The organism is Nocardia sp. NPDC056564 (assembly GCF_042793755.1).
Taxonomy (GTDB): Bacteria; Actinomycetota; Actinomycetes; order Mycobacteriales; family Mycobacteriaceae; genus Nocardia.
The window spans coordinates 33039-41754 of sequence record NZ_JBHTUR010000036.1 but is presented as its reverse complement, the minus strand read 5'-3'; the positions used below and the strand labels follow the sequence as shown (position 1 = coordinate 41754).

Here is an 8716-nt window from a genome sequence, read left to right as displayed (position 1 = left end):
GGACAGTTCGGGCGGGCTCGGCGGCGCTGTGCTCAGACTAGTTCGGGCGTGACCCGATGTCCCTCCTCGTCGTCGATGTGGGCCAGCCCGTCCTCGGTGATCTCGATGACCCGCGCGCTGGCGATATCGAAGAACAGACCCGACACGGTCACGCCGCGTTCGGCGACCGCCGCCCGGACCGCGGGATGCCGCTGCAGGTTCTCCAGCTGCACGGCCACGTTCACCATGCTCAACTGGTCGACCTCGCCGAATCCCGCCCTGGCGGCGGCGACGGCCACCGGGTGTCCGCGCTGGACCCGGTCCAGGCTCGGATGGGCGTGCGCGAGCCACTTGTCGATTTCCGGACCGGCCTTGGCGCCCGAGTGCAGCGCCTTCATGGCGCCGCACGAGGAGTGACCGCAGACCACGATGGAACGCACGTTCAGCTCCTCCAGGGCGAAGACCAGCGCGGCGTCCACCGACGGATCACCAACGGCCGGAACCAGATTGCCCACATTGCGCACCGTGAACAGGTCGCCGGGCCCGCTGTTGGTGATCATGTTCGGCACGATCCGCGAGTCCGCGCAGGTGAGGAAGAACGAATCCGGATCCTGACTGTCCCGCAGTTCGTCCAGGTGCGGCCGGACGACGTGCGCGTGGCTGCGGTGGTAGGCGGCCACGCCGGCCGCGATCGGGTCGGCGTGTTCGTCGCGCCGCCACGGGCCGAGGATGTCGGTCCACACCGCGCGCCCGAAGCTGCGCGAGGGCGGGCCCGCCGTCGCGTAGGCCATCCGCGCACTGCCGATCTCCACGAAATCGACGCTGCCGCCGCCGTTTTCCTGCTGTCGCACCCACTCCTCGATGGCCTCGAAGGCGGCGTGGTCGAGGAAGTCGACGGTCATCTCGACGGTGACGTCGGCGTCGGCGGGCACCTTCGCGAACTCGGCGGACAGCTTCGGCAGCGCGAGGAACGTGCAGGAGCCGTCGATGGTGATCATCCACCGCTGCGAACCCGGAATCTGCCTGGCGCTGATGGCGACTCGCACCACCCGCCACAGCAGCAGCGCGAAGGCCAGCGCGAGGCCGATCAGCACGCCCTCCAGCAGGTTCAGGAACACCACCGACGCCACGGTGACCGCGTAGACCAGCAGATCGCCGGTGCGCCGGGCCATCCGGATGTGCGCCAGTTTGACCAGCTGGATGCCGATCACGATCAGCAGGCCGGCCAGCGCCGCCTTCGGAATCTGTTGCACCACACCGGCCAACGCCACCGAGAACACCAGGATCCAGACGCCGTGCAGCACCGCCGACGCGCGGCTGCGCGCGCCCGCCTGCACGTTGGTCGCGCTGCGCACGATCACGCCGGTGACCGGCAGGCCGCCGAGCAGGCCGGAGAGCACGTTGGCCGAGCCCTGACCGATCAGCTCGCGGTCGAAATTGGTGCGCCGGCCCGAGTGCATCTTGTCCACCGCCACCGCGGACAGCAGGCTCTCCACGCTGGCGATCAGGGCGATGGTGATGATCATGATGACCACCGCCGACCAGTCGCCGCGCGGCAGCTCCGGCAGGCCGATCGCGTCGAACAGCGAGCCGTTCAACACGATTCGCTCGGCGCCGGTCGGCAGCACCATGGCGAGTATCGTCGCCACGAACACCGCGACCAGCGGCCCGGGAACGGCCCGCACCTTGGCGGGCATGTACTTCCAGCCGAGCATGATGGCGATCACCACCGCGCCGAGGAACGCGTCGCCGCCGTGCAGCGACATCAGCTGCTGGGGCAGCTGGGTCAGGTTCTTCCACGCCGAACTGTGCGACGAACCGCCCAGCAGCACGTGAATCTGTTGCAGCGCAATGGTGATGCCGATGCCGGCCAGCATCGCGTGCACGACCACCGGCGCGACCGCCAACGCGGCGCGCGCGATCCGGCTCAGCCCGAACAGGATTTGCAGCACACCGGCGGCGACGGCGATGAAACAGGTTACTTTCCAACCGAATTGGTTGATGGACTCGGCCACGACGACGGTGAGGCCGGCCGCCGGGCCGCTCACCTGAAGCACGGAACCGCCCAGCAGGCCGGCGACGATGCCGCCGATCACGGCGGCGATGAGACCGGCGGCGACGGGCGCACCGGAGGCGAGCGCGATGCCGAGGGACAGCGGCAGCGCGACCAGGAAGACCACGATGGAAGCGGGCACATCGTGGCGGAGGATCGATTGCAGACGATCGGACAGGGATCCGGGACCAGAATCCTTGCCCGCCGAAACCGGGGGTGTTATCGGTGGGGCCAAATCGTTCTCGACGACCATGACTATCTCCTTCGCCGAACTCGGCACAGCGGCCGAGGTCGGTTGACGATCAAATGTCCAGCAGGGCACACGACCGCGAACCGGCATCTCGCGGTGAAGCAGTACTCGACGCACCAGTGGGTCGAGTTGTAAACCTCAGCAAGGCTATTAGTAAAGACTAAGCAAAGCCTGAGAATCGTGCTAACTGCGCGTTAACACGACGTCAGGCCTGCCTGTCGGGCGCCGACGCGCCGCCGGGGACCGTCGCGACGGTTAAACCGGCTCTGCGGCGACACGGCGGCCCTCATCGTCGAATTCCGCGATGCCGTCCACGGTCACCTCGATCACCCTGGCCGTGCCGATGTCGAAGAACAGCCCGGACACCGCGACGCCCCGCTCCTCGACCCCCTGCCGCACCGCCGGGTGCGCGTGCAGGGTCTCCAATTGCAGCGCCACGTTCACCATGCCCAGCTGGTCCACCTCGCCGAATCCGGCCAGCGCGGCGGCCTCGGCGACCGGATGGCCGAGGCGGAAGCGGTCGAGACTCGGCCGCGCGTGCGCCAGCCAGTCGCCCAGGCCGGGGCCGGTCCGCACCTCGCGGTAGAGCGCCTCCATCGCGCCGCAGCCGGAGTGGCCGCACACCACGACCGCGCGCACGTCCAGCTTTTCCAGCGCGTAGATCAGCGCGGCCTCGACCGACACGTCGCTGCCCGCGGTGGGGACCAGATTGCCCACATTGCGGACGGTGAACAGGTCGCCGGGCCCGCTGTTGGTGATGACGTTCGGCACGATGCGGGCGTCGGCGCAGGTCAGGAAGAACGAGTCGGCGTCGGGCCGGTGCCGCAGGCCGTCCAGGTGCGGGCGCATCAGGTGCGCGTGACTGCGGTGGTAGGCCGCGATGCCCGCCGCGATCGGGTCCTCCCGGATGCCGGTGCGCCGCCACGGGCTGATCGCCTGGTCCAGGACCTGTCTGGAGTGTCCCCGCTCCGGTGGGCCCGCCATCGCGCGGGCCATCCGCGCGCTGCCGATCTCCACGAATTCGACAGTGCCGCCTTCGGATTCGTGGTGCGCCGCCCATTCGGTGATCCGCTCGTAGGACGCGTGATCGAGGAAGTCGACCGTCATCTCCACCGTGACCGCCACGCCCGCCGGAACTTTCGCCAGTTCCGCGGACAGCCTGGGCAGCGCGAGGAAGGTGCAGGTGCCGTCGATGGACACCACCCAGCGCCGCGCGCTCGCCACCGGCTCGGCGGTGATGGTCACCCGGACCACTCGCCACAGCAGCAGCGCGAACGACAGCGCGAGCCCGATCACCATGCCCACCAACAGGTTCAGGAACACCACGCTCAGCACCGTCGCCACGTAGACGTACAGATCACCGGTGCGCCGGGCGAGCCGGATGTGCGCGAGCTTCACCAGCTGCACGCCGATCAGGATGAGCAGCCCGGCCAGCGCCGCCTTCGGGATCTGCTGCACCAGCCCGGCCAGCGCCACCGCGAACAGCAGTACCCAGATGCCGTGCATGATGGTCGACGCCTTGGACCGCGCACCCGCCTGCGCGTTGGTGATGCTGCGCACGATCACCGCCGCCACCGGCAGACCGCCGAGCAGGCCGGAGACCATGTTGGCCGAGCCCTGGCCGATCAGTTCGCGATCGAGGTCGGTCGAGGTTCCCGGGCGCAGCTTGTCCACGGCGACCGCGGAGAGCAGGGTCTCCACGCTGCCGATCAGCGCGATGGTCACCACGGTGATCACGATCGCGGTCCAGCCGCCGGCCGGAATCGAGGGCAGTCCGATCGAGTCGAGCGGCGAGCCGTTCAGCACCAGCCGCTCGACGTGGGTCGGCAGCGCCAGCGACAGCACCGTCGCGATCACCACCGCGACCAGCGGCCCCGGCACCGCGCGGACCTGGCGCGGCAGGAACTTCCAGGCGATCAGGATGACGATCACCACGAGACCGATCAGCAGGTCGCCGCGATGCACCGACATCAGCTGACGCGGCAACTGGACGAGGCTGTCGAACGAGGAGCTCTGCGACGTGCCGCCGAGCAGCACATGCACCTGTTGCAGCGCGATGATCACGCCGATCCCGGCCAGCAGGCCGTGCACCACCACGGGCGCGATCGCCAGCGCGCCGCGCGCGATCCGGCTCAGCCCGAACAGGATCTGTACGGCGCCGGCGCAGACGGTGATGAAACACGTCGCGGCCCAGCCGAATTGGTGCACGCTCGCGGCGACGACCACGGTGAGGCTCGCGGTCGGCCCGGTCACCTGCACCGCCGACCCGCCGACCAGCCCCGCGACCACGCCGCCGGCCACCGCGGCGATCAGACCGGCGGCGACGGGCGCGCCGGAGGCGACCGCGACGCCGAGCGACAGCGGGAGTGCGACCAGGAAAACCACGATCGAGGCGGGCAGATCGTGCCGGCCGACAGCGGCCAGGCGTTCGGGTAAAGCGAAGTGGCGCAGCGACGTCCGTGGTGCGGAATCGGTGTCGGTGGACATATTTCTCCTTCGCCGGGCGGACGTGGACCGTCCCGGTTCATCGGTGGAACATGTACTGGCATCGAAAGCGAGCGGCGGGCGTAGCTCAACCGCTCGAGAGCGGCGACCCGGTTGACGCGAAGGTCTGGCTAATAGTAAAGACTTCGCAAAGCATTTGGAAAGGTTTCAAGTGGAATCGGCATAACCGTCACCGAATTGTGATCCAGATCACCGCCCGCTGGCAAGGGTCGGCTACTTCAGGTACCAGGCGATCAAGCGTTCGAGCAGGTCCAGATCGCAGGCCTCGTCCGGGACGGTGAGCACCGATTCGAGGTTGCGGCGATCGAACTCGATCCGTTCCAGCAGGTACTTGCCGGTGTAGGCCATGCGGGTGGCGACGGCCCGGTCCAGCGCGGTGAGCTTGCCGTCGTCCCATTCGCCCGGGGTGACGGGACGCAGGGTCATGCCGAGGCCGGCGCCGATCATGCGGACCGTCTCGTCCGCGGGAACGCCGACGCGGTCGGTCAGGTTGACGATCCGTGGCAGATTCTCGGCCTCGGCCAGCCCCAGCAACCACTCCACCGTCGTGTCGATCGGGACCAGGTTGAGCGTCGCCCCGTCGGCGACCTGCACGGCCGCGTCGCCGCCGGGGAATCGGCGGACGACCCGCTTCATGTTCGACATGAAGTTGTAGATGCCGAAATCCGAAGTGGTGTGGGCGGTTTTGGCCGAACCGACCACCTGGCCGAGGCGGAACACGGCGCCGTCGACGCCGTGCTCCCGGATGAAGTCGCGGAAGACCAGTTCGCCGCCGCATTTGGTCGCCTCGTAGACCGTTCGATACTGCGTGGCGTCGGTGGGCGGCAGCCAGGTTTCCGGGCTCGGTGTATCCGAGACGCCGCCGACGTAGGCGGTGCTGATGAGAAAGAACCGGGAGCCCGGCCTGCTGTGTTCGGCGAACAGTCGCAACGCCCGCTCGGTTCCCCGGGTGTTGACATCCTGGAGCAGCGCGGGCCGATTGGGCGAAAGATCCACCGCGGCAGCGAAATGCCAGAAATCGCAGGGCTCGGAGAAGATCGCGGCCGCTTCGAAGTCGTTGATGCCCAGGTGTTCCTGGGTCAGTTCGCAGTCGTAGGTCTCGAGCCCGGTGCGGTCGGGCGGCGTCTCACCGTCGATGATCGTGGCCGCCGCCAGCGCCTCGGGAACTCGTGTCCGTGCGCCCCTGGCCAATGCTTTCACCCGGACGCCGCGGTCGAGCAGCGCGCAGATCGTATTGCTGGCCACGTAGCCGTTCGCGCCGTCCACCACGGCCACTCGCGCATGTCCCATCAGACGCTCCACATATCGCGATCGAAGCGGCGGTCGATGGCGCCGGCCAGCCGATGCAGGCCGACGCCGGGATCCCGCGCGGCGTCGACGCACAGGCCGACCACGCTCGCGCACATGGCGGCGGCCAGTTCGTCGGTCCACAAGCGCTGTGCCGCATTGAAAGTCATCGCCATCGCCGCCTGGGTCCCCTTGATCGTGAGCATGCCGTCGATCGGCAGCACGTTGCCCACCGAGGTCCCGCGCAGCGCGTGCTCCGCGGCGACGCACTCGGGCCCGAACAAGCCCTCCCCCTCCGAGGCCTTCGGCACGTTCAGCATCTGCACCGGGAACAGGGCGCTGTGCGGATCGATCAGCGCGACGGACAGGTCCGGGCAGTCCTCCAGCACCTCGATGAACGGATACCACTGAAATCGGTAGGCCGACAGGCAGTTCTGCTTGAACGACGCGACGAGGTCGGCGAACGACAGCTCCGGCGACCAGCGGAACGCGACCATGAACGGGTTGAACAGCATCGCCACCGACTCGTGGAACCGCGGGTCCCTGCGTCCGTGACTGAAGGTCGGCATGAGGTACGCGGCGGAGCCGCTGAGCTGACCGAGGACCACGCCGTAGGCTGCGGCGATCACCATGAACGGTGTCGCACGCAGCTTTCCGGCCAGGGCGCGCACCGCGGCGATTTCCGCGGGCTCCCACCGGCGATCGCCGCGGCAGGTGATCGCCCGATCGTCGGGCGAGGCCTTCGCGGCGATCTGCAGAACCTCCAGGGAGCCGAGGTATTCCGGCCAGAACGCGCGGGCCGCGTCCGCCTCCGGTGTCTCCAGCGCGGCGAGTTCGTCGAGCACGAGCCGGCCGTAGCGCACCGCAGGCGGTTCCGGTGTCGGTTCCAGCCCGGCGGCGGCGCGATAGAACCGCCCGATATCGCGTTTGAGCACTTCCAGCGACCACGCGTCGGCGACGCTGTGGTGCACCGTCACCTGGAGCAGCCGCTGCTCCGCGGCGCGTTCGAGCAGCAGCACCCGGACCAGCGGCGGGAGGGTGAGATCGAAGGGAGAATTGTTGTGCTCGACCAGCTTTCCCGCGATCTCCGGATCATCCCAGGACGCGGCGCGGACCCGCTCGACCGTCGTCTCCGGTTCGATGTCGGCGCCGATGACCTGTTCGTCCATGCCCCGGCCGCGCACGATGGCGGTGCGGAGCGCGTCGTGCCGTTCGACGGTCCTGGCGATCGCGTCGAACAGCCGATTCCGGTCCAGCGCCCCGTCGATGGTGAGCCGGAAGGAGATGTTGAACGCCTCCGCCGCCCCGCCGGGCCGGATCGATTCGAGGAAATCCAGCAGATGCTGCCCCGGCGTCAACGGCAGCCGCTCGATCGATTCCGTCGGGCTCATTGCGAGCCCTGACGTAGAAAAGCCTGCGCGGCAACGGCATATGTCAAGGCATAGCGCTTGAGGTCGCGCACTTCCACGTACTCGTCGGTCTTGTGCGCGATCCACTTGTCCCCCGGCCCGTACACCACGCTCGGGACATTGCCGAAATGGGTCAGGATGGTGCCGTCCGTGGTGCCCGGCACGCCGCCGAGCACCGGCCGGACACCGTTGACCAGTTCATGCGCGCCGACCAGCGACGTGACAAGGGTTGTGTCCGAACCGGTTTCGACCCACGGACGATCATCGATCACGGTGATCGCGGAGCCGATCTCGCACTCGCGGGCGGCGGTGTCGACACACTCACCGATCCGCTTGAGCAGCATCTCGTGATCCACCCCGGGGACGGTGCGGACATCCAGGTACAGCGAGCTCGTCCCGCAGATCACGTTCAGCTGATCCGCGGTTCCGGCATGGACCACCGTCGGCGTGATGGAGGGTGCGCCGAGCGCGGGCGTCGTACCCGCCTCCGCGATCAGCTTGCGCTCGAGCGCCTCCAGGCCGAGTACCACCCTGGCCATGGCGGGCACCGTGTTCCGGCCCTGAAACGGCATCGCGCCGTGACTCATCACCCCGGTGAACTCCACCCGCACCCGGATCGCGCCCTTCGAAATCGGGCACACCTCATCGCCTTCCGGCTCGCAGCAGATCACCCCGTCGACATCGCGGACGAAGCCCTGTGCCACCGCCGCTTTGGCGCCGGTCATCATGCCCTCTTCGTCACACAGCAGGAGCAGCCGGATCCGGCCGGGGAACGGGCCTGCCTGCTGAACCGCCCGCGCGCCGTAAAGCATCGCCGCGACACCGGATTTCATGTCCGCGGAACCACGCCCGTAGAGCTTTCCGTCGCGGATCTCGCCGCCGTACGGGTCCACGGTCCACTGGCCGGGGTCGCCCTCGGTCACCACATCCAGGTGGCCCTCGAAGGCCAGCGTCGGGCCCGCGCCACCGCCGCCGGTCAACGTCACCACGATATTCGGGCGGCCACCCGCGTCGAAACGCTCAGCGCGCCAACCCCATTCCTCGATCTTGGCGAGCAGGAAGGCGGCTACGGCACGCTCGCCGCGGCCCTCCTCGTGTAAGGCATGGGTCCGCACGAGCTGCTGTGTGAACTCGATGAGTTCCGGCTCGTCGATTCCGGCATCCAGCGAAGCGATGTCCACGGTGTGACCCCCAGAAGTCAGATTGGTCCATGCTACGGCGCGGACGGTGTCT

General features: G+C 68.5%; 5 protein-coding genes. All 5 read right to left on the bottom strand.

From position 1 onward, the window contains the following. Positions 1-32 precede the first annotated feature (32 nt). The 5 genes from ACFQ9K_RS44205 to ACFQ9K_RS44185 all read right to left on the bottom strand — a co-directional run bounded on the left by ACFQ9K_RS44205 (position 33) and on the right by ACFQ9K_RS44185 (position 8664). On the bottom strand, positions 33-2285 hold the full coding sequence (locus ACFQ9K_RS44205; protein ID WP_378723513.1) for a SulP family inorganic anion transporter: 2253 nt from the start codon (positions 2283-2285) through the stop codon (positions 33-35). A 252-nt stretch (positions 2286-2537) separates the two neighbouring features. Next, on the bottom strand, positions 2538-4769 hold the full coding sequence (locus ACFQ9K_RS44200) for a SulP family inorganic anion transporter (protein WP_378723514.1): 2232 nt from the start codon (positions 4767-4769) through the stop codon (positions 2538-2540). Between the two features lie 231 nt (positions 4770-5000). Continuing rightward, positions 5001-6077: an SDR family oxidoreductase gene (locus tag ACFQ9K_RS44195; protein ID WP_378723515.1), complete on the bottom strand. Its 1077-nt coding sequence runs from the start codon at positions 6075-6077 to the stop codon at positions 5001-5003. Then, entirely contained in the window at positions 6077-7465 is a 1389-nt protein-coding gene (locus tag ACFQ9K_RS44190) for a condensation domain-containing protein (protein WP_378723516.1), read from the bottom strand. The genes ACFQ9K_RS44195 and ACFQ9K_RS44190 overlap by 1 nt, the downstream gene beginning before the upstream one ends. Then, positions 7462-8664 carry a M20 family metallopeptidase gene (locus ACFQ9K_RS44185; protein WP_378723518.1) on the bottom strand — a complete coding sequence of 401 codons (1203 nt, stop codon included), beginning with the start codon at positions 8662-8664 and terminating at the stop codon, positions 7462-7464. Before ACFQ9K_RS44185 ends, ACFQ9K_RS44190 begins: the two co-directional genes overlap by 4 nt. Positions 8665-8716 lie beyond the last annotated feature (52 nt).